This is a genomic window from Alkalilacustris brevis (assembly GCF_003350345.1).
GTDB classification, from domain to species: Bacteria; Pseudomonadota; Alphaproteobacteria; order Rhodobacterales; family Rhodobacteraceae; genus Alkalilacustris; species Alkalilacustris brevis.
Map to the genome: position 1 here is coordinate 1 of NZ_QNVJ01000085.1, position 22992 is coordinate 22992.

Sequence of the window (22992 nt, forward strand, 5' to 3'; positions counted from 1 at the left end):
CGGTCTATTGCTGCGCCGCGCCGACCGCAACAGCGACTTCCAGATGCTCGGCCCCGTTGCCGCGCGCCACCCCCCGGATCGGCGCTGCCGCGCGCGCATCCAGGCCCGAACCGAGGCGGATGTAGCGCTCATCGGGGCAGCAAGCATTGGCCGCGTCAAACCCGACCCAGCCCAGCCCCTCGACCCAAAGCTCGGCCCAGGCATGGGCGGCATCATGGGGCGTGCCGTCTTGCGTGGCATGCAGATAGCCCGAGACATAGCGCGCCGGAATTTCCTGGCTGCGCGCGGCCGAAATCAATGCGTGGGCGTGATCCTGGCAAACCCCTTCGCCTTGCGCCAGCGCCTCGGCGGCGGTGGTGTGGGCATGGGTCGTGCCGGGACGAAAGGCGATGGCCTGCCCCACGGCCGCGGCCAGCTGATGCGCGCGCTCCAGCCGGTCCTCGCTACCTGCCACGGCCTCGCGGCCCAGTTCGGTCAACGCGATATCGGCGCGCGTGGGCAGGGTGTCGCGCAGGTAAGCCTCGGGCGGCACGATCTCGCGGTGATTGCGCAGCACCCCGGCCAGATCGGCGGTTTCGACCCGGCCGGTGACGGTGACGGTGATCTCGCTCAGCGGTCCGCGCGCAGAGTGGCTGCTCACCCAATCGCCCGCACCGTCGCGGAAGGCTCCACCTGCGATTCCGTCCGAGGTCTCGATCTTCCAGTCGATCACTCGCTGCCCGTCGAAGCGCGAAGGCGTCAGGCGATGGCTTTGCACAACGCCGCGCACGGGCTGGTCGTAGTGGTAGCGCGACCTATGTTCCACAATCAGCAGCATGGCCCCTCTCCTCCCGGCCGATGGCCGCCCAGGCGCCAGGGCCGCGCCATGCTGCCACCCTGCCCCGCAGCCCGGTCTCGGGTGCTGCCGGCGGCTGGCGGCAGGTTATGTGCAATTGGTCTCATCGCAGATCCCCGCTGAGATAGGAATTGGCAATCAGCCCGCCCAGTTGCTCCGTTTCGCGAATGAAACGGGTAAGAAACTCGTGCAGCCCTTCGTCGAAGATATCCTCGACCGTCAGCTCGGCAAGCTCGCCCAGCAGGGCGCGCGCCCGGCTCTGCACGCCGGAGGAGCGGCCATACCCGCGCGCCAGCCGGTCCAGATGGTCGTTCAGGGCCTGGGTGCAGGCAACCAGCGAGCGCGGGCATTGCAGGTTGAGGATCAGGAAATGCGCGATCTTGCCCGCCGTCACCTCGCCGCCATAGGCCCAGTGAAAGGCCCGATGCGCGGAAAGCGCGCGCAAGAGCGTCGTCCATTGGTAGTTGTCGAGGCCGGAGCCCACGAATTCGATCCGCGGCAGCAGGACGAAGTATTTCACATCCAGAAGCCGCGCGGTGTTGTCGGCGCGCTCCAGGAAATAGCCCAGATGCAGGAAATCATAGCCGTCGTTGCGCAGAAGCGACGCGTCGATCGCGCCGCGCAGTTGCGCGCAATGGCGCAAGGTCCAGTCGGTGAGCTGGCTCAGCGGCAGCTCGGAGCGCGGCCTGCGTTCAAGCGCGCGCAGCTCCTGGTAGGCGGTGTTGAGCGCGTCCCAGACCTGGCTGGTCAGCGCGGTGCGCACGATGCGCCCGTTCTCGCGCGCCCGCCCGATGCACGAGGCCACCGACGAGGGGTTGTCGGTATCAAAAAACATGTAGCTTTCGATATTGCGCTGCACCGGGTCGCCGTATTTATGCGCGAACCCTTCTGCAATTCCGGCCGCGCGCAGAAGCGAATCCCATTCGCTGCGAAACCCGTCCCCCGCGCCGGGCATCAGCGAGATCCGCGCGCCCACTTCCAGAAAGCGCGCAGCGGTCTCGGCCCGCTCCATGTAGCGGGCGATCCAGTAGAGGTTTTCGGCGGTCCGGCTCAGCATCGCATCACTCCGCCAGCACCCAGGTGTCCTTGACGCCGCCGCCCTGGCTGGAATTCACCACCAGGCTGCCCTCGGTCAGCGCAACGCGCGTCAGCCCGCCGGGCACCAGCTCGATGCGCTCTCCCACCAGGCAATAGGGTCGCAGATCGACATGGCGCGGCGCGATCCCGTCCTCGACGAAGGTCGGGCAGGTCGAAAGCGCCAGCGTCGGCTGGGCGATGTAGTTGCCGGGCGCGGCGAGGATCTTGTCGCGAAAGGCGGCGACCTGCTCGGCAGTGGAACGCGGCCCCACGAGCATCCCGTAGCCACCCGAGCCGTGCACCTCCTTGACCACCAGTTCGGGCAGATGGTCGAGCACGTATTTCAGATCCTCGGCGCGGCCGCATTGCCAGGTGGGCACGTTTTGCAGGATCGGCTCCTCGCCCAGGTAGAAGCGCACCATCTCGGGCACGAAACAGTAGATCGCCTTGTCATCGGCCACCCCCGCCCCCGGCGCCGAGGCAATCGTCACCCCGCCCGAGCGATAGACATCCATCAGCCCCGGCACGCCCAGCATCGACTCGGGGCGGAAACACAGCGGATCGATGAAGGCATCATCGACACGGCGATAGATCACATCCACCCGCTGCGGCCCTTGCGTGGTGCGCATCCAGACGAATTCGCCCTCGACGAACAGATCCTGCCCCTCGACCAGCTCGACCCCCATCAGATCGGCCAGAAAGCTGTGCTCGTAATAGGCCGAATTGAGCGGCCCCGGCGTGAGGATCACGACGGTGGGCTCGCGGTCGCATTTGGCCGGCGCAACCGATGCCATGGTGCGCCGCAGCGCATCGGAATAGCCATCGACCGGCTCGATCCGGTCGCCGCGGAAAAGTTCGGGGAACATCCGCATCATGATTTCGCGGTTTTCCAGCATGTAAGACACGCCCGAAGGGGTGCGGCAATTGTCTTCCAGAACGAAGAATTCGTCCGGACCGGTGCGCACCAGATCGACGCCGATGATATGGCTGAACACCCCGCGCGGCGGGGTGAAGCCGGCGACTGCGGTCTCGAATGCCTCGTTGCGGTAGACCAGCGACGACGGAATGCGCCCGGCGCGCACGATTTCGGCGCGGTTGTAGACATCCACCAGAAACGCGTTGAGCGCGCGCGCGCGTTGCTTGATGCCGCGCTCCAGTCGCCGCCATTCGCGTTGCGTGAAAACGCGCGGGAACATGTCGAAAGGGATCAGCCTGTCGGGATCGCCGCCCTCGCCATAAACGGCGAAGGTGATGCCGATGCGGCGAAACAGCTCTTCGGCCTCGGCCTGCTTGAGGTTGCGCAACTCGGCCGGCATGGTTTCGGTCCATTCGGCCAGACGGCGGTAAGGCGGGCGGATTGCCCCGTTTTCATACATCTCGTTGAAATAACGGTTTTCCATTCCTGCTCCTGCCGGTCCTGGACTCAGGTTAATCGGCTTGTCCGGCCGGGGAAAAGCGATTCCTTGCGGAACAGGGCACAATGCGGGGCGGGGCTGCACAATTTTCAGGCATCATGCTGCGGCCGGCCGGGCAGGTGTTTGGCAGGCTTTTGCAAAATGCGCAGGCCGCGCGCCTTGTGGCGTGCGGGGGCCTGCGGCGCGGATATTTTTTTCACAGTGAAGGGATGGGCGTGGCGCGGGGCGGCGGGGGGCGCGCCGGGAGGAGCCGGACGGCAGACAGGACTGGACGCCTAAAGCCGCACGCCCTCGCGCCCGGCCAGGTCGCAGAAGAACTGCCAGGCGACCCGCCCCGAGCGCGCGCCGCGCGTGGCGGCCCATTCGATGGCCTCGGCGCGCAGGCGTTCTTCGCCGATCTCCAGCCCCGCCGCCGCACAATAGCCGCGCACCATCGCCAGGAACTCGTCCTGGCTGCAGGGGTGAAAGCCCAGCCACAGCCCGAAGCGATCGCTGAGCGAGACCTTTTCCTCGACCGACTCGGAGGGGTTGATGGCCGAGGAGCGCTCGTTCTCGATCATGTCGCGCGGCATCAGGTGGCGCCGGTTCGAGGTGGCGTAGAAGAGCACATTCTCGGGCCGCCCCTCGACGCCGCCGTCGAGCACCGCCTTGAGCGACTTGTAATGCTGGTCGTCATGGCTGAAGGAAAGATCGTCGCAAAACAGGATGAACCGCCGGTCGCTGTGGCGCAGGTAATCCAGCAGCCGGCCGATGGCGGGCAGATCCTCGCGCTGAATCTCGATCAGCTTCAGGGTCTGGCGCGCCTCGGGCAGGGTCGCCGCCGCCTCGGCGTGCACCGCCTTGACGAGGCTCGATTTCCCCATGCCGCGCGCGCCCCACAGGAGTGCATTGTTGGCCGGCAGACCGCGCGCGAACTGAAGCGTGTTGGCCAGTAACGTATCGCGCGCGCGATCGATCGCCACCAGCCGCTCCAGCGGCACCCGGTTGACCCTGGGCACCGGCACAAGCCGGTCGGGGCCGACATGCCAGACGAAGGCCTCGGCCGCGTCGAAATCGGGCACGGACATCGGCGCGGGGTGCATCCGCTCGAGTGCCTCGGCTATACGTTCCAGAACCGCCTCGGTCATATGTCGTCCAGCTCCTCGTCCTCGTCCAGGATGCCCTCTTCGCGCAGTCGTTGGTTGCGTTTGTGCTCAACGTAGCGGACCAGCAGGATCGACACCTCGTAAAGCCCGTAGACGGCCGTGAACAGGATAAGCTGGGTGATGACATCGGGCGGGGTGATCAGCGCCGCCAGCGTCAGGATCGCCACCATCGCGTATTTGCGCACATCGCCCAGCCCCTTGGCCGACACGAGCCCCGCCTTGCCCATCAGCGTCATCAGAACCGGCAGCTGGAAGCTCAGCCCGAAGGCGAAGATGAACTTGAGCGACAGATCGAGCGATTCCCGGACCGAGCCGAGGAAATAGGTGCGCATCTCGGCATCGGCAGGGCCGGCGGTGACATCGGGGGCCTCTCCCACGATGATATTGGCCAGCGCCGGGATCGCATCGGAAAACCCGATGAAGAAGTTCATCGCCAGCGGCGTGACGATGTAATGCGCGAATGCCGCGCCCAGCATGAACAGCGCAGGCGACGCCACGATGAAGGGCAGGAAGGCGCCTTTCTCGGACCGGTAAAGCCCCGGCGCCACGAACATCCAGAGCTGGTAGGCGATCATCGGAAAGCTGAGCGCCAACCCGAAGATCATCGAGATGCGGATCAGCACGAAGAACTTTTCCTGCGGCGCGGTGAAGATCAGCCGCGGGTCTTCGCCGCGCGCACGCAGCACATCGGCGATCGGTTCGGTCAGGAAGACGAGGATCGGCTCGGCCACCACGAAGCAAAGCACCATGCCCACCACGAAGGCCAGCAGCGCCCGGATGAGGCGGGTGCGCAACTCGGCCAGGTGCTCGATCAGCGGCGCCGACTTGTCCTCGATCTCGTCCTCGTCTCGCGCGCTCATTCATCCCCCGGTTTTGCGGCGCCGCGCGCGGCGGTCTTGGTTTTGGTCGTTCGCGTTGTTTTCGCAGCACTTTCTGCCCTTGCCGCGGAAGCAGGCGTGGCCTTCTTCGCCGGGGCCGTGGCCGGTTTGCGCGTGCCACCCCTCGTGACGGCACCGGTATTGCCCGCAGCAGGCTTGCTTGTCGCCGGCTTGCGGGTGCCAGCGCTGGTGCCGGTAGGTTTCGGCGCGGGCTTTGATGCTGTGCCAGCCTTGGATTGCGCGCCGGTCTTGGTTTGCGTGGGGGTCTTCGAGCGCGCAGACGCAGCGGGTTTGGCTGCTTTCGGCTTCGCTTTCGCAGCCCCCGCATCAGCGGCATCGGCCGCATCGGCGGCGGCCTCGCCGGCATCATCGGTGCCGCGCGCGGTCTTGCCGCCCATGACCTTGTCCTTGGCCCAGGATTTCGGCCCCTTCGCAATATCGCGGAACTCGTCGAGGCCCATATCCCTGCCCGAGGCGGAGTCCTTCAGGTCGCGCGCGACATCCTTGATGCCGGAATCGTCGGCAGCCGCTTCCATCGCGCGCTGAAACTCGCGCGCCATGCCGCGGGCACGGGCGGTGAACTGGCCCAGTTTGCGAAACATCGCGGGCAGATCCTTGGGCCCGACCACGATGAGCGCAACAATGCCGATCACCAGAAGCTCGGTCCAGCCGATATCAAGCATGGGCAATCATCCCCAGAGCGCCGTCATGCCCGCAGGCAGGCCCGGCGCATCGGCACAAATCAGACCTTGTCCTTTTCCTTGTCGGTGGACTGGTCTGTTTCCGGCGTGACGTCGCGCGCTTCCTCGAGGCTGCGCTCGGCGTCTTCGGTGCCGTCCTTCACGCCACGCTTGAAGGCGGTGATTCCCTTGCCGACCTCGCCCATCATCGAGGCGATCTTGCCGCGACCGAACAGTACCAGCACGACAACGACAAGCAGCAAAAGCCCCGGAAGGCCAATATTGTTCAGCATGTCCATCTCCCTTCAGGGGGCGCAGTTGCCCCCTCAACCTGCACTGTGTCAACATTTATGACCTCGCAGCGGCGTATCAAAGCCCCAATACGCCGCCGGGGCCGGATTTTTTGCACATGCGCGTCAGAACAAGGCACGCGCGGGCTCACAATGTCGCGTTGATGGCGCCACCATCAAGCAGGATGTTCTGCCCCACGATGAAGCCCGCATGCGCCGAGCACAGGAAGGCGCAAGTCGTGCCGAATTCCCCTGCGGTGCCATAGCGGCCAACTGGGATGGTCGCCTCGCGCTTTGCGCGCGCCTCTTCCCGCGACAGCCCTTCGCGCTGCGCCACCCCGGCATCGAGCGCGGCGGCGCGGTCGGTATCGTGGATGCCGGGGAGAAGGTTGTTTATCGTCACCCCCTTGCCGGCCACCTGCCGCGCGGTGCCGGCAACATAGCCCGTCAGCCCCGCGCGCGCGCTGTTCGACAGCCCCAGAACCGCGATCGGCGCCTTGACCGAACCGGAGGTGATGTTCACCACCCGGCCCCAGCCGCGCTCCATCATGCCCGGCAGAAGTGCTTTCATCAGCGCGATGGGCGTCAGCATGTTGGCGTCAAGCGCCGTGATGAAATCCTCGCGCTCCCAGTCATGCCACATCCCCGGCGGCGGACCGCCTGCGTTGGTAACGAGGATGTCCACCTCGCCCGCGGCCTCGAGCACCTGCGCGCGGCCGGCCTCGGCGGTGACATCGGCGGCCACCTCGATGACGTCGACGCCATGGGCCTTGCGGATGGCGGCGGCGGTTTCGGCCAGCGCCTCGGCGCCGCGCGCGTTCAGCACCAGATCGACCCCTGCGGCGGCCAGCGCCTCGGCGCAGCCCCGCCCCAGCCCCTTCGACGAGGCGCAGACCAGCGCGCGCCGGCCGCGAATTCCCAGATCCATGTCATGCTCTCCCTTTGACCCGTGCTGCCCTGCGATAGCATCCCCCAGCGCGCAACGGAAGGTGTGGCCTGCGGGGTCGTGCGCTCCTTGCCGCCGCGCACGCTGCCCGCAAGGCACAGCGCGCGGCCTGTCGCGGATGCCTCCGGCGGGGATATTTTTGCCAAGAAGATGGGGGCGCGCGACGGGGTGCAACGCGGGCGGCGGCATTTGCGGGCGGCGGCATTTGCGGGCGGGCGGTTCAGCCGCGCGGCGGCTTGGACACCAGGACATCCACCGGCGGCTCGCGCATCAGGTCGCGCGCGAAATTGCCCAGCGTCATCGGGTCGCGGCCGGAATGACTGCCGATGGTGAGCAGGTCGGGCTCGAGTTCGTCGAGGCGGAAGCTCAGCACCTCGTGCACGCCGCCGGGGACGATCTCGGGCGTGTGCAGGGTTTCGGGCACGCCGCGCATCCGGCAGAAGGCATCGCGCAGGGATTCGGCCATGGTATAGGCGCTGCTGCGGGTGGGGTCGTCATCGCTGCCGATGCGTTCGCGCAGGGGCATCCTGAGCGCATGGATCGCATGGAACTCGGCCCCTGGCGCCAGCCGTGCCGCCGCCGCCAGGGCCGCCGCGCAGGCCGGCGCGAAATCGGTCGCCGAAAGCACCGTGCGATAGGGGCGGCTGGCCGGGATATGGGCGATCAGCACCGGCATGTCGCAACGCAGCACGATGCGTTCCATCGTGGTCATGCGCAGCATGTCCAGCACCGGCCGGATACGGTGCAGCCCCAGCACCACCAGATCGGCGCCTTCCTCGGCGGCAAGGGCGGGAATGGCCAGTTCGGGGCGCCCGTTGAGCACCCTGATTTCCGGCTCGGTGCCGCCGGGCAGCGGGGTTTCCTCGACCTGGCGGCGCATCCGCTGGCGGGCGTCTTCGTTGCGCATCGCCGGGGCGCCGGGGCTGGTGATATGCACGAAGATGACGCGCGCGCCGAGATCGGAGCCCAGCACAAGGGCGCGGCCCAGAACCTCCTGCGATCGTTCGCTCAGGTCGCTTGCCGCGATGATGGTTGCCATCCTCTCGCCCTCCTCGTGGGTCGCGCAGGCCGGGTGCCGCTGACAAGGTTTCTATGCGCAATCGCGCCCGTTTCAAACCCCCGTGATGGTGGCGCGGGCGCTCAATCCTTGCGGATCGCGCCCAGAAGCGCCTCGCGGCCGATCGCCTGGACCAGGTTCTGGCCGGCCTCGGTGCCGAAATGCTGGTTCTGCGAAAGCTGCGGAAAGCGCGCGGTGACCTCGCGCGCCAGCGCTTCGGGCAGGTGTGCCACGGTCGCGGCATTCACCAGCAGGCTTTCGGCGGGGATGCCCTCGGCATAGATGATCTCGTGGCGGTCGAAGACAAGGCTGAAGTAATCGACATAACCGCCTTCGCGCAGGAATATCCGGCTGCCGTCGACCAGGTGCTTGGCCTGCACCAGAAGCTCTGAGGTTTCCAGCAGGTCGCTGCGACGGCGCTGATAGAGGAACATCCGGTGGTGCTGACTGACGATCAGATCGCCGGCATTGCCCATCGCGCCCGCGGTGATGACGACCGGCGCGAAACTGCCCGCCGCGCGCAGCGTCGCCCGGCCGACCCAGCGCACCGGCTGCGCGCCGTGATCGCGGGTGAGCACCCGGTCGCCGGGAGAGAGGTTTTCAATGGCGACCTGGCGCCCGTCATGCAGGCTGATCCGGGTGCCCCGCCCCAGCGAGACACAGACGATATCGGAAAGCCGCACCGCCCGCGGCTTTTCGTCGATGGCGAGCAGGGTGTAATCGGTGCGCGGGGCCATCGGCGACAGCGGCAACAGGCAGGTCCGCACATCATGCGGCCGGTCGGCGGGGCAATGATCGAGCGCCAGCAGCTCCACCCGGTTGCCATCGGCGGCCATCAGCGTCAGCCGCGCGCGCAGCACCACCCTGTCGCCGGGCACGCCGATCTCGGAGCCCTTCGCCACCAGCATCCGGCGGGAATCGGCCTGTTTCTCGCCACGGGCGCAGGCATGATCCTCGTGCAGCATCTCAAGGCGCAGCGGCGCGGCATCGGGCAACAACTGATAGATATCGCCCGGGCAGACCTCTTCGATCAGGTCAAGCCCGTCGCCCAGATTCGCGCCCGAAGTCACGACGATGTCACCGGCGTCGAAGACTTGGCTGGAATGGTTTGGAATCGCAGGCGTTTCGCTCATCGCTTACCCGTCCGGAATGGTGCGGGCCGCACATTATGCCGATCACGCCGCCGCGACAACCGGCGCGCCCCCCCGATTGCCCCGGACCCGCCGCGCAACCAGAAACCATGCGCGGCGGGGGCAGGATACTCAGCCTATCAGGCCAGCTTGGCATCCATGGTGATCTCGGTGTTCAGCAGCCGCGAGATCGGGCAGCCGGCCTTGGCGTTGCCGGCCGCGGTCTGGAATGCCTCTTCGGTCGCGCCGGGCACCTTGGCGCGCACGTCCAGGTGCACCTTGGTCACGGTGGGCTTTTCATCGACCCGCTCAAGCGTGACGGTGGCCTTGGTTTCGATCTCCTCGGGGGGGTGGCCGGCATTGGTGAGCTGTCCCGACAGCGCCATCGAGAAACAGCCCGCATGGGCGGCGGCGATCAGTTCTTCGGGGTTGGTGCCCGGCTCACCGGCGAAGCGCTTGCCGAAATCGTAGGCCAGCGCCTCGATCGCGCCCGAAGCGGCCGAGATGTTGCCCTTGCCGGATTTTATATCGCCCGACCAGACGGCCTGGGCCGAGTTGGAACTAATCATTGCATTCTCCTGTGTTGCGCGTTTCCGGCCGGCGCCCGGCGCCGGCCCTGCACGGCCATGCTATGCGCGGGCGATGCAGGATGAAAGGGCTTGACGGCGCGGCCTCACATGGTCGGAGTCGGATCGCCGGACCCCACGTGGCGGAGGTATGGCGCGGGGATGGCGTAAAGCGTCGCGATTCAACATCGCTTGGAAAGCCCTCTGCATGACGGGCCGGGCCGGTGGAGCGGAGGGCTGCGCCTGCCTGGGCGGGCGCATACTCGAGACGGAAAAATCGGCGAGGGCTCTGAAAATTACAGAGCTTGTCAACAGGTTGTGAGGTTGAATGCGCCTGCCGGGGGGCAGGCAGGCGCAGCCCGGCGGTGCCGCCGGGCGTGCGATGTCTATGCCCCCGCGCCCAGTCCAAAAAGATGTGTGAATGCCATAGGCCGAACGCCTGGCGAACGCCCGGCCCGGCTCCGGCATCGCGGCGCAGCCCGACGATACGCAGCATTGATTGACCTTCGGGCAGATTTCAGCTACCCCGCTGCCTGTGCGCGACCATCGCGCGCCCCATCCGCCGGGACGCCCGGAATTCAGCGTCCCCTCACCCTTACGGCCCGATGCCGTAACATACGGACGCAAATGACCAAATTTTCTGACCTGAAGCTGGACCCTAAGGTCCTGAAAGCCGTCGCTGAAGCCGGCTACGAGACACCGACGCCCATCCAGGCCGAGGCGATCCCCTATGCGCTCGAAGGGCGCGACGTGCTGGGCATCGCCCAGACGGGCACGGGCAAGACGGCCTCGTTCACGCTACCGCTGATCACCCTTCTGGGGCGCGGGCGGGCGCGGGCACGGATGCCCCGCAGCCTGGTGCTGGCGCCAACGCGCGAACTGGCCGCGCAGGTTGCCGAGAATTTCGACATCTACGCCAAATACACCAAACTGACCAAGGCCTTGCTGATCGGCGGGGTCAGTTTTGGCGAACAGGACAAGCTGATCGACAAGGGCGTCGATGTGCTGATCGCCACGCCGGGCCGCCTGCTCGATCATTTCGAGCGTGGCAAGCTCTTGCTCACCGGCGTGCAGATCATGGTGGTGGACGAGGCCGACCGGATGCTCGACATGGGGTTCATCCCCGATATCGAGCGCATCTTTTCGCTTACGCCCTTCACGCGTCAAACCTTCTTCTACTCGGCCACCATGGCGCCCGAGATCGAGCGGATCACCAACACCTTCCTGCAGGCGCCCGCACGCATCGAAGTGGCCCGCCAGGCGACCACGTCGGAAACGATCGAGCAGCGGCTCTACCAGTTCAAGCCGTCGCGCAAGGACCGCACCTTCAAGGAAAAGCGCGAGCTTCTGCGCGCACTGATCCGGCGCGAGGCGGAGGCCTGCAAGAACGCCATCATCTTCTGCAACCGCAAGATTGACGTGGATACACTGGCCAAATCGTTGCGCAAGCACGGTTTCGATGCCGCGCCGATTCACGGCGATCTGGACCAGTCCCTGCGCACGAAAACGCTGGAAGGGTTCCGCGACGGGTCGCTGCGCTTTCTCGTGGCCTCGGACGTGGCGGCGCGCGGGCTCGACATTCCCGCGGTGAGCCATGTGTTCAATTTCGACGTGCCCAGCCACGCCGAGGATTATGTGCACCGGATCGGGCGCACCGGCCGCGCCGGGCTCAAGGGCCGGGCGTTCACGCTGGCCTCGCCATCCGATGAAAAATACCTCGACGCGATCGAGCACCTGCTGCAAACGACGATCCCGCGCGCCGACGCCGCCGATCTGGCCCCGCCCCCGTCGCCCGAACGGCGCGAGGTGGCCGAAGAAACAGCAGAACCCGCGCCACGCCGCAGCCGCAGCCGCAGCGTCTCGCGCAGCAAGAAGGGCGATGCCCCGCAGGATCAGGCCGCCCAGCCGACGACGTCGGATACCGTCCAGCCCGCGCCGGTGAGCGAACCCGCCACCGAAAAGCCCCGGCGTGCGCCGCGCGGAAAGAAGCCGATCGAGACCGCCGCAGAACCCGCGCCGCAGCCCGCCGAACCCGCAGAGGCCGCTCCGGCAGAACCGGTGCGCAGCGCCCGCAAGGATGTGAAGCGCGACAGCCGGCGTGACGAGCAGCCCCGCAGCCCCCGCAGGGGCGGCGGCGAGCAGGTCGTCGGCATGGGTGACCATGTGCCCGACTTCCTGCTGCGCGGCTTCAATCCTCCTGCAGGCGACTGATCACCACGATCACTTCGGGCTTCTTGCCGATCTCTTCCATGGCGACCTGCCGCACGACGCGGCGGACGCCCTCTTCCAGTTTGTCATCATCGGCCAGCACCTTGCGGCTCGAGCGGTCGATGAACTGGGCCAGTTCCCCCTCGATCAGATCGGCCAGCGGCGCGCCGCTGCGCCCCTTTTCGGAAAGGCCCATCAACTCGCACCAGGGTTCGCCGAGGGCCTCGTTCTCTTCGATCAGCAGATTCACCATCACCAGCCCGTTCAGCGCCATGCGGATGCGGTTGCGCACCACCCCGTCCAGCGCACCGACCATGACCGCCCCATCGACATAGACCCGGCCGGCATCGACATATTCGACAGGCTCGGGCACCTCGCCCGAAACATCCACGACCATGCCGTTGGTGGGCACGATGCTGGCGATGCCGGCCTCGGCGGCCAGCTTGGCATGTTCGCGCAGCATCCGGTGTTCGCCGTGATTGGGCAGGATCATATCAGGGCGCAGCAGCCCGTGCACCCGCGCCAGATCGGGCCGGTTGGCATGGCCCGAGACATGATAGCGCGAGGTCGAATCGTCGATCACATCGACACCGATCTCAGAAAATGCATTGATCACCCGCAGCACGCCGCGTTCATTGCCCGGAATGGTCTTGGACGAGAACAGGAAGGTGTCACCTTCCCGCAACTCCATCCCCAGATACTTGCCGCGCGAAAGCTGCGCCGAGGCCGCCCGGCGTTCGCCCTGGCTGCCGGTGACGATCAGCATGACATCGCCGCGCGGCAGTTTGGCCGCCTCTTCCGGGGCGATCAGCGAAGGGAAATCGCCCAGCACGCCGGCTTCCTCGGCGACGCCGACCATGCGCTTCATCGCGCGCCCCAGCAGGCAGACGGACCGCCCCGCGGCGCGCCCGGCCTCGGCCAGCGTCTTCACCCGTGCCACGTTCGACGCGAAGGTCGTCGCCACCACCATGCCCCGCGCATCGGCGACCAGTTCCGAAATGGGCTTGGCCAGCGTGCTTTCCGACCGGCCCGGATCGGGCACGAAGACATTGGTCGAATCGCAGATCAGCGCCTTGACGCCCTCGTCCCCGATCGCCTCGAAAAGCGCGGCATCGAAGGGCTCGCCCACCACCGGGTCGGTGTCGAGCTTGAAATCGGCGGCATGAACGATGCGGCCGCCCGGCGTATCGATCACCATCACCGAGGTTTCGGGGATCGAGTGGCTGATCGGCACGAACTGAACGCGGAACGGCCCCGCCTCGACCGTTTCGGGCCGCGCGCCGACTGTGTTGATCTCCTCGATGGGAAGGCCGTGTTCCTCGAACTTCAGCCGCGCGATGCGGGCGGTGAAGTTGCGCGCGTAAACCGGCTTGCGCAACCGCGACCAGAGATGCCCGAGCGCGCCGACATGATCTTCGTGGGCATGGGTGATGAAGATCGCCTCGAGCCGGTCGATATTGTCGGCCAGCCAGCTTATGTCGGGCAGGATGAGGTCAACCCCCGGTGTGCTGTCCATATCGGGGAAGGTGACGCCCAGATCGACCAGGATCAGCCGCTCCTTGCCGGGGGCGCCGTAGCCGTAGACATAGGCGTTCATGCCCACTTCGCCGGCGCCGCCAAGCGGCAGGTAGATCAATCTTTCACTGCTCATGTGATGTCCTTGTTGTAGTCGTTGATAATCCTGAGTCCGTGTATGGTCAGGTCTTCTTCTATCGTGTCGAAAAGGTCTTCGCCGGTGGCAAAAAGCGGTGCCAGCCCGCCGGTGCCGATCACCTTCATCGGGCGGCCGTGTTCGGCGCGGATGCGCGCGCAGATGCCACCGACAAGGCCGATATAGCCCCAGAATATCCCCGCCTGCATACAGGCCACCGTGTTGCGCCCGATCACCTGTTCGGGTCGTGTCACATCGACATGCGGCAACGCGGCGGCGGCCATGTGCAGCGCCTCCATCGACAGGTTCACCCCCGGCGCGATCACCCCGCCGATATATGCGCCGTCTATGTCCACCACATCGAAAGTAGTCGCCGTGCCGAAATCGACAATGATCAGGTCGCCGCCGTGCAGGTCATTCCCCGCCACCGTGTTGACCAGCCGGTCGGGCCCGACCAGGGTGCCGGGATCCACGCGCACATCTACCGGCAGGCGGCATTCGGGCTTGCCCACCACAAGCGGGCGACAGTCGAAGTAACGGTTGCACAGCACCCGCAGGTTGAACACCACGCGCGGCACGGTCGAGGAAATGATCACCTCGGTGATCTTTGCGTCGATCTTGCGCAACGCCATCAGCGACGAAAGCCAGACGTAATACTGATCGGCAGTGCGCTGATGCTCGGTCGAGGCGCGCCATGTGGCGACAAAGCGCGCGCCGTCCCAGATCGAGAAGACCGTGTTGGTATTTCCGCAATCGACACACAAGAGCATGGCCGGACCTTTCCGATCAGGTAAAGAACACATCCGCCGCAGGGATGTGGCGTCGCCCCTGCGGCGTGTTCAGCACCAGCGCGCCGCTGTCGTCGAGCGTTTCGAAAGTGCCGGTAAAGGTGTCGTTGCCCGCGCGCGCCGTCAAGGGCTGGCCCAGCCGCGCTGCGCGCGCCAGCCAGGCGGTGCGGACATGGGCGAACCCGAACTGTTCAAGCTGCGCCTCCCAGCGGGCATGGGCCGGCGCGAGCAGGTCGAGAAAGGCTTCGGGCGTCACCTCGTGCCCGGTTTCACCCTTCAGGCTGACCGGGCGCGGCGGCGCCGGTTGCACCGGCGGGTGCGGATCAGGCGGCGGGGCATTGCGCAGGTTGACCCCCACGCCCACCGCGAGACAGCGCGCGCCCCCGGCCCCCGCCGCGAAGTTCTCCAGCAGGATCCCGGCAAGCTTGCCGTCGTTCAGCAGCACGTCATTGGGCCATTTCAACGCGAATTGCCCGGCCTCGCCCGTCACCGTGACCAGCGCGTCAAACAGGGCCAGCGCAGCCACGAACGAGCGCAGCGCAACCTGATCGGGCGGGCCATCGGGGCGGCAGAGCAGCGTCGCGGCGAAATTGCCTTCCGGATCAACCCAGGGGCGCCCGCGGCGCCCGCGCCCGGCCGTCTGACGCCGCGCAAGTATCCAGACCGGCCCGGCGTAGCTGCCCGCGCGGCGCGCGGCCTCGGCATTGGTGCTGTCGATCTCGTCCAGGATGACCCGGTCGACGCCCCGCGGCCATGCCGGATCAGCGGGCAAGGGAATCCGCCGCGATCGCCGCGAAGCCCTCGACCCCGAAGAGATTCACGACACCGACCACCATGATCACCGCCGAGGCCAGCAGCAGCGCGTATTGCACCGGCGGCATTGCGCCGTCGAGCGCCTCGCCCTCTTCGCCGAAATACATGTAGTAGACGATCCGCAGGTAGTAGAAGGCGCCGATCACGCTGGCGATCACCCCGGCGATGGCCAGCCAGGTCATGCCGGCCTCGACCGCGGCCCAGAGCACATAGAACTTGCCGAAGAAGCCCACCAGCGGCGGCACGCCCGCCAGACTGAACAGAAGCACCAGCATCGCCAGCGCCTTGGTCGGTTCGGCCCGGGCATACTGGTTCAGGCTGGTGATGTCGGTCACATGGCGGCCGTCACGCTCCATGGAAAGGATGAAGGCGAAGACGCCGACATTCATCGTCACGTAAATGGCCATGTAGACCAGCATCGCCTGCAGGCCCTGCTCGGTGCCGGCCGACAGGCCGACCAGCGCAAAGCCCATATGCGAGATCGAGGAATAGGCCATCAGCCGCTTGATGTCGCGCTGGCCGATCGCGGCGATCGCCCCCAGGAACATCGATGCCACCGCGAGGAAGGCGATGATCTGCCCCCAGTCGCCCGGCGCGGTGCCGAAAGCATCATAGAGCACCCGCGCCAGCAGCGCCATCGCCGCCACCTTGGGAGCGGTGGCGAAGAAGGCGGTAACCGGTGTCGGCGCCCCCTCATAGACATCCGGGGTCCACATGTGGAAGGGCACCGCCGAAATCTTGAACGCCAGCCCCGCCAGCAGGAACACCAGCCCGAACAGCACGCCCAGCGGCATCTCGCCCTCGGCCACGGTGGTGATGATGCCGGAAAACAGCGTCGTGCCAGCAAAACCGTAGATCAGCGAGGCCCCATACAGCAGCAGCCCCGAAGCCAGCGCACCAAGGATGAAGTATTTCAACCCCGCCTCGGTCGATTTCAGATTGTCGCGGCGCATCGCGGCAATGACGTAAAGCGACAGCGACTGCAGCTCGAGCCCCATGTAGAGCGCGATCAGATCCCCCGAGGAGACCATCATCATCATGCCCAGCACCGCCAGTGCCACCAGCACCGGATACTCGAACCGCAGGATGTTCCGCCGCAGCATGAAATCCTGCCCCATCAGCAGCACCGCCGCCGCCGCGCCCAGCACCAGCACCTTGGCAAAACGCGCGAAGGCATCGTTGACGAACATGCCGTTGAAGGCCGTCGCGCTGCCGGCGGGCATGGCCGCGATCCAGAAGGCCAGGGCAACGAACACCCCTGCTGTCACCCAGACAAGCAATTGCGCGACACGGTCCTTGCCCGTGAAAACCCCGAACATCAGGGCCGCCATCGCATAGACGGCAAGCAGGATTTCCGGCAGGGCGGTAGAGAGATCGGCGGTTATCATGTTCCGGTCCTCAATTCTGTGCCAGCCGCACGGCGCGGTCGAATTCGGCAAGCGCCAGTTCGTAATTGGCCACCAGCGCCTCGACCGACGGCCCGATGATGTCGATCACCAGCGCGGGATAGATGCCCAGGAGCAGCGTCATCACCACCAGCGGCGCGAAGATCGCGCGCTCGCGGCGGTTCATGTCGGTGATGGTCTTCAGGCTTTCCTTCATCAGCTCACCAAACACCACCCGGCGATAGAGCCACAGCGCATAGGACGCCGCCAGGATCACCCCAGTCGCGGCCACCACCGCCACCCAGGTATTGACCTGGAAAACCCCCATGATGGTCAGGAACTCGCCCACGAAACCGCTGGTGCCCGGCAGCCCGACATTGGCCATGGTGAACAGCATGAAGATCAGCGCATAGACGGGCATCCGGTTGACCAGCCCGCCGTAGGCGGCGATCTCGCGCGTGTGCATCCGGTCGTAGATCACGCCGACACACAGGAACAGCGCCCCCGAGATGAAGCCGTGGCTGATCATCTGGAAGATCGCGCCATCAACGCCCTGCTGGTTGGCGGCAAAGATGCCCATGGTGACAAAGCCCATATGCGCCACCGATGAATAGGCGATGAGCTTCTTCATGTCCTCCTGCATCAGCGCGACAAGGCTGGTGTAGACGATGGCAATGGCCGAGAGCCACAGCACCAGCGGCGCCAGCATGTCCGAGGCCACGGGAAACATCGGCAGGCTGAAGCGCAGGAAGCCGTAGCCGCCCATCTTCAGCAGCACCGCCGCCAGCACCACCGAGCCTGCCGTGGGTGCCTGCACATGCGCATCGGGCAGCCAGGTATGCACCGGCCACATCGGCATCTTGACCGCGAAGCTGGCAAAGAACGCCAGGAACAGCAGCGTCTGCATCCCGCCCACGATCTGCCAGCCCGCCAGCTCGATCGTGCCCGCCGAGAAGCTGTGCTCATTGAGCAGATGGATCATGTCGGTGGTGCCGGCATCGACATACATAGCGATCATCGCCACCAGCATCAGCACCGAGCCGAGGAAGGTGTAGAGGAAGAACTTGAACGCAGCATAAATGCGCGCCTTGCCGCCCCAGATGCCGATGATCAGGAACATCGGAATGAGGCCTGCCTCGAAGAACAGGTAGAACAGCACCAGGTCCAGCGCCACGAACACCCCGATCATCAGGGTTTCCAGCACCAGGAAGGCGATCATGTATTCCTTGACCCGGTGGGTGACATTCCAGCACGCCGCGATGGTGATCGGCATCAGGAAGGTGGTGAGCATCACGAACAGCACCGAGATGCCGTCCACCCCCAGCCGGTAGGTCAGCCCCATGATCCAGTCGCGTTCCTCGACGAACTGAAAGCCCGTATCCGAGGGGTCGAACCCGAACAGAAGGATCAGCGAGATCAGGAACGTGGCCGAGGTGGCGATGAAGGCCAGCCATTTGGCGTTGCGCTGCGCCGCCGCGTCATCGCCGCGCAGGAAGAAGGCCAGGATCAGCGCGGCCACCAGCGGAGTGAAGGTGATGATGGAAAGCAGGTTCGCCATCACTGCGCCCCCCCGCTCAGCGTGACCCAGGTGACAAGGATCGCGATCCCGATCACCATGGCGAACACATAATGGAAGATGTAGCCCGACTGCGCCCGCCCGGCGAGCCGCGTCAGGTAGGGCACGACCCCCATGGCCAGCCCGTTGATGGCCCCGTCGATCACCGTGCCATCACCCTTCTTCCACAGGAAGCGGCCAAGCGCCTTTGCCGGGCGCACGAAAACCCAGTCGTAGATTTCATCGAAATACCACTTGTTCAGCAGGAACTGGTAGAGCGGCCACTGGCTTTCGGCCAGCTTGCCGGGCAGGTCGGGCCGGCGGATATAGAACTGATACGCCAGCGCCAGGCCCAGCAGCATGGCCACAAAGGGCGCGGCCTTGACCCAGTCGGGCACGTAATGCGCATCGTCCAGCACGGTGTTGCCCTCGGCCATGAAGATGGCGCCGGCGAACCACTCGTTCACCTGCTCGATCGAGCCGAAGAACGGCCCGTACCAGACCATCCCGGCCAGCACCGCGCCCACCGACAGCACGATCAGCGGGATGGTCATCACCTGCGGGCTTTCATGGGCGTGCTCATGGGTCTTGCGGTTGCCGCGCGGCTCGCCCCAGAAGGTCATGAACATCAGCCGCCAGGAATAGAACGAGGTCATCGCCGCGCCCACCACCAGGATCCAGAAGGCATACTCCGCCCCGGCGGCATAGGTGCTTTCGATGATCGCATCCTTGGAGACGAACCCGGCAAAGCCATACATCGTCAGCGGAATGCCCACGCCGGTGATCGCCAGCGTGCCGATCATCATCGCCCAGAAGGTGACGGGAAATTTCTTGCGCAGCCCGCCATAGTTGCGCATGTCCTGCTCGTGATGCATCCCGGTGATGACCGAGCCCGCGCCAAGAAACAAGAGCGCCTTGAAGAAGGCGTGTGTGAACAGGTGGAAGATCGCCACCGAATAGACGCCCACACCCGCCGCCACGAACATGAAGCCCAGCTGCGAACAGGTGGAATAGGCGATCACCCGCTTGATGTCGTTCTGCACCAGCCCGACGCTTGCCGCGAAAAAAGCGGTGAAGGCGCCGATGGCGGTCACGAACAGCATGGCAGTGTCGGCGTATTCCATGATCGGCGACATGCGCGCCACCAGGAACACGCCTGCGGTGACCATCGTGGCGGCGTGGATGAGCGCCGAAACCGGGGTCGGGCCTTCCATCGCGTCGGGTAGCCAGGTGTGCAGGAAAAGCTGCGCCGATTTGCCCATCGCGCCGATGAACAGCAGGAAGGCGATCAGGTTCACCGCGTTCCATTCCGTCCACAGGAAGGTGAGCGTGGTCTCCGAAAGCTCCGCGCCGCTGGCGAAGATCACGTCGAAGCTGATCGAATCCACCAGGAAGTACAGCGCCGCGATCCCCAGCAGGAACCCGAAATCGCCCACCCGGTTGACGACAAATGCCTTGATTGCCGCCGCGTTGGCCGAAGGTTTGCGATAGTAGAAGCCGATCAGCAGATACGAGGCCACGCCGACCCCTTCCCAGCCGAAGAAAAGCTGCAGCAGGTTGTCGGCCGTCACCAGCATCAGCATCGCAAAGGTGAAAAAGGACAGATACGCGAAGAACCGCGCGCGGTAGGGCTCGCCCTCGCGCCAGTTCTCGTCATGCGCCATGTAGCCGAAGCTGTAGAGATGGACGAGCGCCGACACAGTGGTCACCACCACCAGCATCACCGCCGTCAGCCGGTCCAACCGGATCGCCCAGTCGGCCGTCAGCGTGCCGGAGTCCACCCAGCGCAGGATCTGGATCTGCTGCGTGTCGCCATCGAAGGTCAGGAAAATCACCCAGGACAGGAAGGCGGCCAGAAACAGCAGCCCCGTCGTCAGGATCATGCCTGCGCGCTCGCCGGTGATCCGCCAGCCGAAGCCGCAGATCAGCGCGCCGATAAGCGGTGCGAAAAGAACGATCTGCGCCATGCCCTCAGCCCTTCATCACATTGACGTCTTCGACGTCGATGGTGCCACGGTTGCGGAAGAAACAGACCAGGATCGCCAGCCCGATCGCCGCCTCGGCCGCGGCCACGGTCAGGATGAACATGGTGAAGACCTGCCCCACCAGATCGCCCAGATGGCTGGAGAAGGCCACCAGGTTGATGTTGACCGACAGCAGCATCAGCTCGATCGACATCAGGATCACGATGACATTCTTCCGATTGAGGAAGATGCCGAAGATCCCGATGACGAACAGCACCGCCGCCACCGTCAGGTAATGTTCCAGTCCAACCATGCCGTCCCTCGTTTGCTTCCGGCACGCGCGGCCCTTGCCGGCCGCGCCCTTATACCTTGCGTTTCACCGGCCCCGGCGCACGACTCAGCGCAGCCCCTGCCCCGGTTTCACATCCTTCAATTCCATCGCCTTGGCCGGGTCGCGATACATCTGCGCCAGCACGTCCTGGCGCTTCACCCCTTCGCGGTGGCGCAACGTCAGCACGATCGCCCCGATCATCGCCACCAGCAGGATCAGCCCCGCCGCTTGGAACAGATACACATATTGGTCATAGATCAGCAGCCCCAGCGCCTTGGTGTTGTGCACCTCGGCCATGTCGGGGGTTACGGCCTGACGCAGCCCCATCGCGCCATCGGCGGTGACCCAGGCGCCATAAGCCAGCGCCATCTGCATCAGGATCACCACGGCGATCAGCGAGGCCAGCGGCATGTAGCGCGCCATCCCCGCCTTGAGTGCTGCGAAATCCACGTCCAGCATCATCACCACGAACAAGAACAGCACCGCCACCGCGCCCACATAGACGATGATCAGCAGCATCGCGATGAACTCGGCCCCCAGCAGCACGAACAGCCCCGCCGAGGACAGGAAAGCCAGGATCAGCCACAGCACCGAATGCACCGGGTTGCGCGAGACAACCACCAGAAAGCCGGCCGCGACCACCACGATGGCGAAGGCGTAAAAGGCGTAATCGGCAACACCCATTGGCTTTTTCCCTTTCCTCGGGCCGCGTGTTGGCCCGGCTGTCGCTTTGGCGCCTCAGCGATAGGGCGCGTCGATTTCCAGGTTGCGGGCAATTTCCGCCTCCCACCGATCGCCGTTCTCCAGCAGCTTTTCCTTGTTGTAGAAAAGCTCTTCGCGGGTTTCGGTGGCGAATTCGAAATTCGGCCCCTCGACGATGGCATCCACCGGGCAGGCCTCCTGGCAAAAGCCGCAATAGATGCACTTGGTCATGTCGATGTCATAGCGCGTGGTGCGGCGCGAGCCGTCCTCGCGCGGCTCGGCATCGATGGTGATGGCCTGCGCCGGGCAGATCGCCTCGCACAGTTTGCAGGCGATGCAGCGTTCCTCGCCGTTCGGGTAACGCCGCAATGCATGTTCGCCCCGAAAACGCGGCGAGAGATAGCCCTTCTCATGCGGGTAGTTCAGCGTCGGCTTGGGCGCCACGAAATAGCGCATCCCCAGCCCGAACCCTTTCAGGAAGTCGACCAGCAGGAAGTATTTGACGGCACGCCGGATATCGATGCCCATCTCAGCCCCCAATCGCCCAGCGGGCATAGGCCCCGCCGAACAGCTCGAATTTCGCGAAGAAGGCCACCAGCACGACCCAGCCCAGCGACAGCGGCAGGAACACTTTCCAGCCGATCCGCATCAGCTGGTCATAGCGGTAGCGCGGCACGATGGCCTTCACCATGGCGAACATGAAGAAGAAGAACGCCATCTTCAGGAACATCCAGTGGAACCCGTCGGGCAGCCCCGGAATGGGCGACAGCCAGCCGCCGAAGAACAGCAGGCTCATCAGCGCGCACATCAGGAAGATGGCGATGTATTCGCCCGCCATGAACAGCAGATACGGCGTGGAGCCGTATTCGACCATGAAGCCCGCCACCAGTTCCGACTCGGCCTCGGGCAAATCAAATGGCGGGCGGTTGGTCTCGGCCAGTGCCGAGATGAAGAACAGAACCACCATCGGCAGATGCGGCAGCCAGTACCACGAGAACAGGCCATAAGCGCCATCCTGCGCGGCCACGATCTGCCCGAAATTGAGCGACCCGGTGGTGATGATCACCCCGATGATGATCAGCCCCAGCGACACCTCATAGGAAATCATCTGCGCCGCCGAACGCAGGCTACCGAGGAAAGCGTATTTCGAGTTCGACGCCCAGCCGCCCATGATCACGCCGTAGACCTCGAGCGACGACACGGCAAAGACGAACAGGATCGCCACGTTGATATCGGCCAGCACCCAGCCATCGTTGAACGGAATCACCGCCCAGGCAGTCACCGCCAGCACGAACGACAGAAGCGGCGCCAGAAAATACACCGGCCGGTCCACGCCGGCGGGCACGACGACCTCTTTCACCACATATTTCAGCGCATCGGCCACCGATTGCAGGATCCCCCAGGGGCCAACCACGTTCGGCCCGCGCCGCATCTGCACCGCCGCCCAGACCTTGCGGTCGGCATAGACCAGAAACAGCAGCGAAATCATGACGAAGCCGACGACCAGCAGGCTCTGGGCCACGATCAGAAGAAACGTGCCGAACCCTGTGTTGAGAAACTCAGCCATCTTGTCCTT

22 protein-coding genes are annotated in these 22992 nt (G+C 65.3%); 1 reads left to right on the top strand and 21 read right to left on the bottom strand.

The features are described 5' to 3' along the window. Positions 1–4 precede the first annotated feature (4 nt). From DQ229_RS13315 to DQ229_RS13365, 11 genes are all read right to left on the bottom strand, one after another. Positions 5–817: a transglutaminase family protein gene (locus tag DQ229_RS13315; RefSeq protein WP_114966753.1), complete on the bottom strand. Its 813-nt coding sequence runs from the start codon at positions 815–817 to the stop codon at positions 5–7. 121 nt (positions 818–938) lie between these two features. Then, positions 939–1892 carry an alpha-E domain-containing protein gene (locus tag DQ229_RS13320; RefSeq protein WP_114966754.1) on the bottom strand — a complete coding sequence of 318 codons (954 nt, stop codon included), beginning with the start codon at positions 1890–1892 and terminating at the stop codon, positions 939–941. 4 nt (positions 1893–1896) lie between these two features. Beyond that, complete coding sequence (locus tag DQ229_RS13325) at positions 1897–3312, bottom strand: circularly permuted type 2 ATP-grasp protein (protein ID WP_114966755.1); 1416 nt, start codon at positions 3310–3312, stop codon at positions 1897–1899. A gap of 290 nt (positions 3313–3602) precedes the next feature. Continuing rightward, the gene (locus tag DQ229_RS13330) at positions 3603–4454 is read right to left on the bottom strand and encodes an ATP-binding protein (protein WP_114966756.1); all 852 of its coding nucleotides are present in this window, start codon (positions 4452–4454) and stop codon (positions 3603–3605) included. Further along, positions 4451–5332, bottom strand: a complete 882-nt coding sequence (tatC, locus tag DQ229_RS13335; RefSeq protein WP_114966757.1) for a twin-arginine translocase subunit TatC — start codon at positions 5330–5332, stop codon at positions 4451–4453. Before tatC ends, DQ229_RS13330 begins: the two co-directional genes overlap by 4 nt. Next, positions 5329–6033, bottom strand: a complete 705-nt coding sequence (gene tatB / locus DQ229_RS13340) for a Sec-independent protein translocase protein TatB (protein ID WP_114966758.1) — start codon at positions 6031–6033, stop codon at positions 5329–5331. The genes tatC and tatB overlap by 4 nt, the downstream gene beginning before the upstream one ends. Positions 6034–6092: 59 nt before the next feature. Next, positions 6093–6323, bottom strand: coding sequence for a twin-arginine translocase TatA/TatE family subunit (locus DQ229_RS13345; RefSeq protein WP_114966822.1), 231 nt, complete (start codon positions 6321–6323; stop codon positions 6093–6095). Between the two features lie 145 nt (positions 6324–6468). Then, positions 6469–7248 (bottom strand): SDR family oxidoreductase, encoded by a 780-nt coding sequence (locus DQ229_RS13350; RefSeq protein ID WP_114966759.1) that lies wholly within the window; start codon positions 7246–7248, stop codon positions 6469–6471. A gap of 238 nt (positions 7249–7486) precedes the next feature. Then, the gene (locus DQ229_RS13355) at positions 7487–8305 is read right to left on the bottom strand and encodes a universal stress protein (RefSeq protein ID WP_114966760.1); all 819 of its coding nucleotides are present in this window, start codon (positions 8303–8305) and stop codon (positions 7487–7489) included. Positions 8306–8406: 101 nt separating this feature from the next. Continuing rightward, complete coding sequence (locus DQ229_RS13360; protein ID WP_114966761.1) at positions 8407–9456, bottom strand: Hint domain-containing protein; 1050 nt, start codon at positions 9454–9456, stop codon at positions 8407–8409. Positions 9457–9593: 137 nt separating this feature from the next. Further along, entirely contained in the window at positions 9594–10022 is a 429-nt protein-coding gene (locus DQ229_RS13365; protein ID WP_114966762.1) for an OsmC family protein, read from the bottom strand. A gap of 624 nt (positions 10023–10646) precedes the next feature. Between DQ229_RS13365 and DQ229_RS13370 the strand changes: the two genes are divergently transcribed. After that, positions 10647–12230 carry a DEAD/DEAH box helicase gene (locus tag DQ229_RS13370; protein ID WP_114966763.1) on the top strand — a complete coding sequence of 528 codons (1584 nt, stop codon included), beginning with the start codon at positions 10647–10649 and terminating at the stop codon, positions 12228–12230. On the opposite strand, the gene DQ229_RS13375 is transcribed toward DQ229_RS13370, so the two are convergent. The 10 genes from DQ229_RS13375 to nuoH all read right to left on the bottom strand — a co-directional run bounded on the left by DQ229_RS13375 (position 12208) and on the right by nuoH (position 22983). After that, on the bottom strand, positions 12208–13878 hold the full coding sequence (locus DQ229_RS13375) for a ribonuclease J (protein WP_114966764.1): 1671 nt from the start codon (positions 13876–13878) through the stop codon (positions 12208–12210). The genes DQ229_RS13370 and DQ229_RS13375 overlap by 23 nt on opposite strands. After that, positions 13875–14648 carry a type III pantothenate kinase gene (locus DQ229_RS13380; protein WP_114966765.1) on the bottom strand — a complete coding sequence of 258 codons (774 nt, stop codon included), beginning with the start codon at positions 14646–14648 and terminating at the stop codon, positions 13875–13877. Before DQ229_RS13380 ends, DQ229_RS13375 begins: the two co-directional genes overlap by 4 nt. Positions 14649–14664: 16 nt before the next feature. Next, positions 14665–15438 carry a biotin--[acetyl-CoA-carboxylase] ligase gene (locus DQ229_RS13385; RefSeq protein ID WP_114966766.1) on the bottom strand — a complete coding sequence of 258 codons (774 nt, stop codon included), beginning with the start codon at positions 15436–15438 and terminating at the stop codon, positions 14665–14667. Then, positions 15428–16867, bottom strand: a complete 1440-nt coding sequence (gene nuoN, locus DQ229_RS13390; RefSeq protein WP_114966767.1) for an NADH-quinone oxidoreductase subunit NuoN — start codon at positions 16865–16867, stop codon at positions 15428–15430. Before nuoN ends, DQ229_RS13385 begins: the two co-directional genes overlap by 11 nt. Positions 16868–16877: 10 nt before the next feature. Continuing rightward, a complete protein-coding gene (locus DQ229_RS13395) occupies positions 16878–18422 on the bottom strand; it encodes an NADH-quinone oxidoreductase subunit M (protein WP_114966768.1) in 1545 nt (514 codons plus the stop codon). Beyond that, positions 18422–20386 (bottom strand): NADH-quinone oxidoreductase subunit L, encoded by a 1965-nt coding sequence (gene nuoL, locus DQ229_RS13400; protein ID WP_114966769.1) that lies wholly within the window; start codon positions 20384–20386, stop codon positions 18422–18424. The genes DQ229_RS13395 and nuoL overlap by 1 nt, the downstream gene beginning before the upstream one ends. Before the next feature lie 4 nt (positions 20387–20390). Further along, positions 20391–20696, bottom strand: coding sequence for an NADH-quinone oxidoreductase subunit NuoK (nuoK, locus tag DQ229_RS13405; RefSeq protein ID WP_114966770.1), 306 nt, complete (start codon positions 20694–20696; stop codon positions 20391–20393). 84 nt (positions 20697–20780) lie between these two features. Then, positions 20781–21398, bottom strand: a complete 618-nt coding sequence (locus DQ229_RS13410; RefSeq protein ID WP_114966771.1) for an NADH-quinone oxidoreductase subunit J — start codon at positions 21396–21398, stop codon at positions 20781–20783. Between the two features lie 54 nt (positions 21399–21452). Continuing rightward, on the bottom strand, positions 21453–21944 hold the full coding sequence (gene nuoI / locus DQ229_RS13415; RefSeq protein WP_114966772.1) for an NADH-quinone oxidoreductase subunit NuoI: 492 nt from the start codon (positions 21942–21944) through the stop codon (positions 21453–21455). Position 21945: 1 nt separating this feature from the next. Then, the gene (nuoH, locus tag DQ229_RS13420) at positions 21946–22983 is read right to left on the bottom strand and encodes an NADH-quinone oxidoreductase subunit NuoH (protein WP_114966773.1); all 1038 of its coding nucleotides are present in this window, start codon (positions 22981–22983) and stop codon (positions 21946–21948) included. Positions 22984–22992 lie beyond the last annotated feature (9 nt).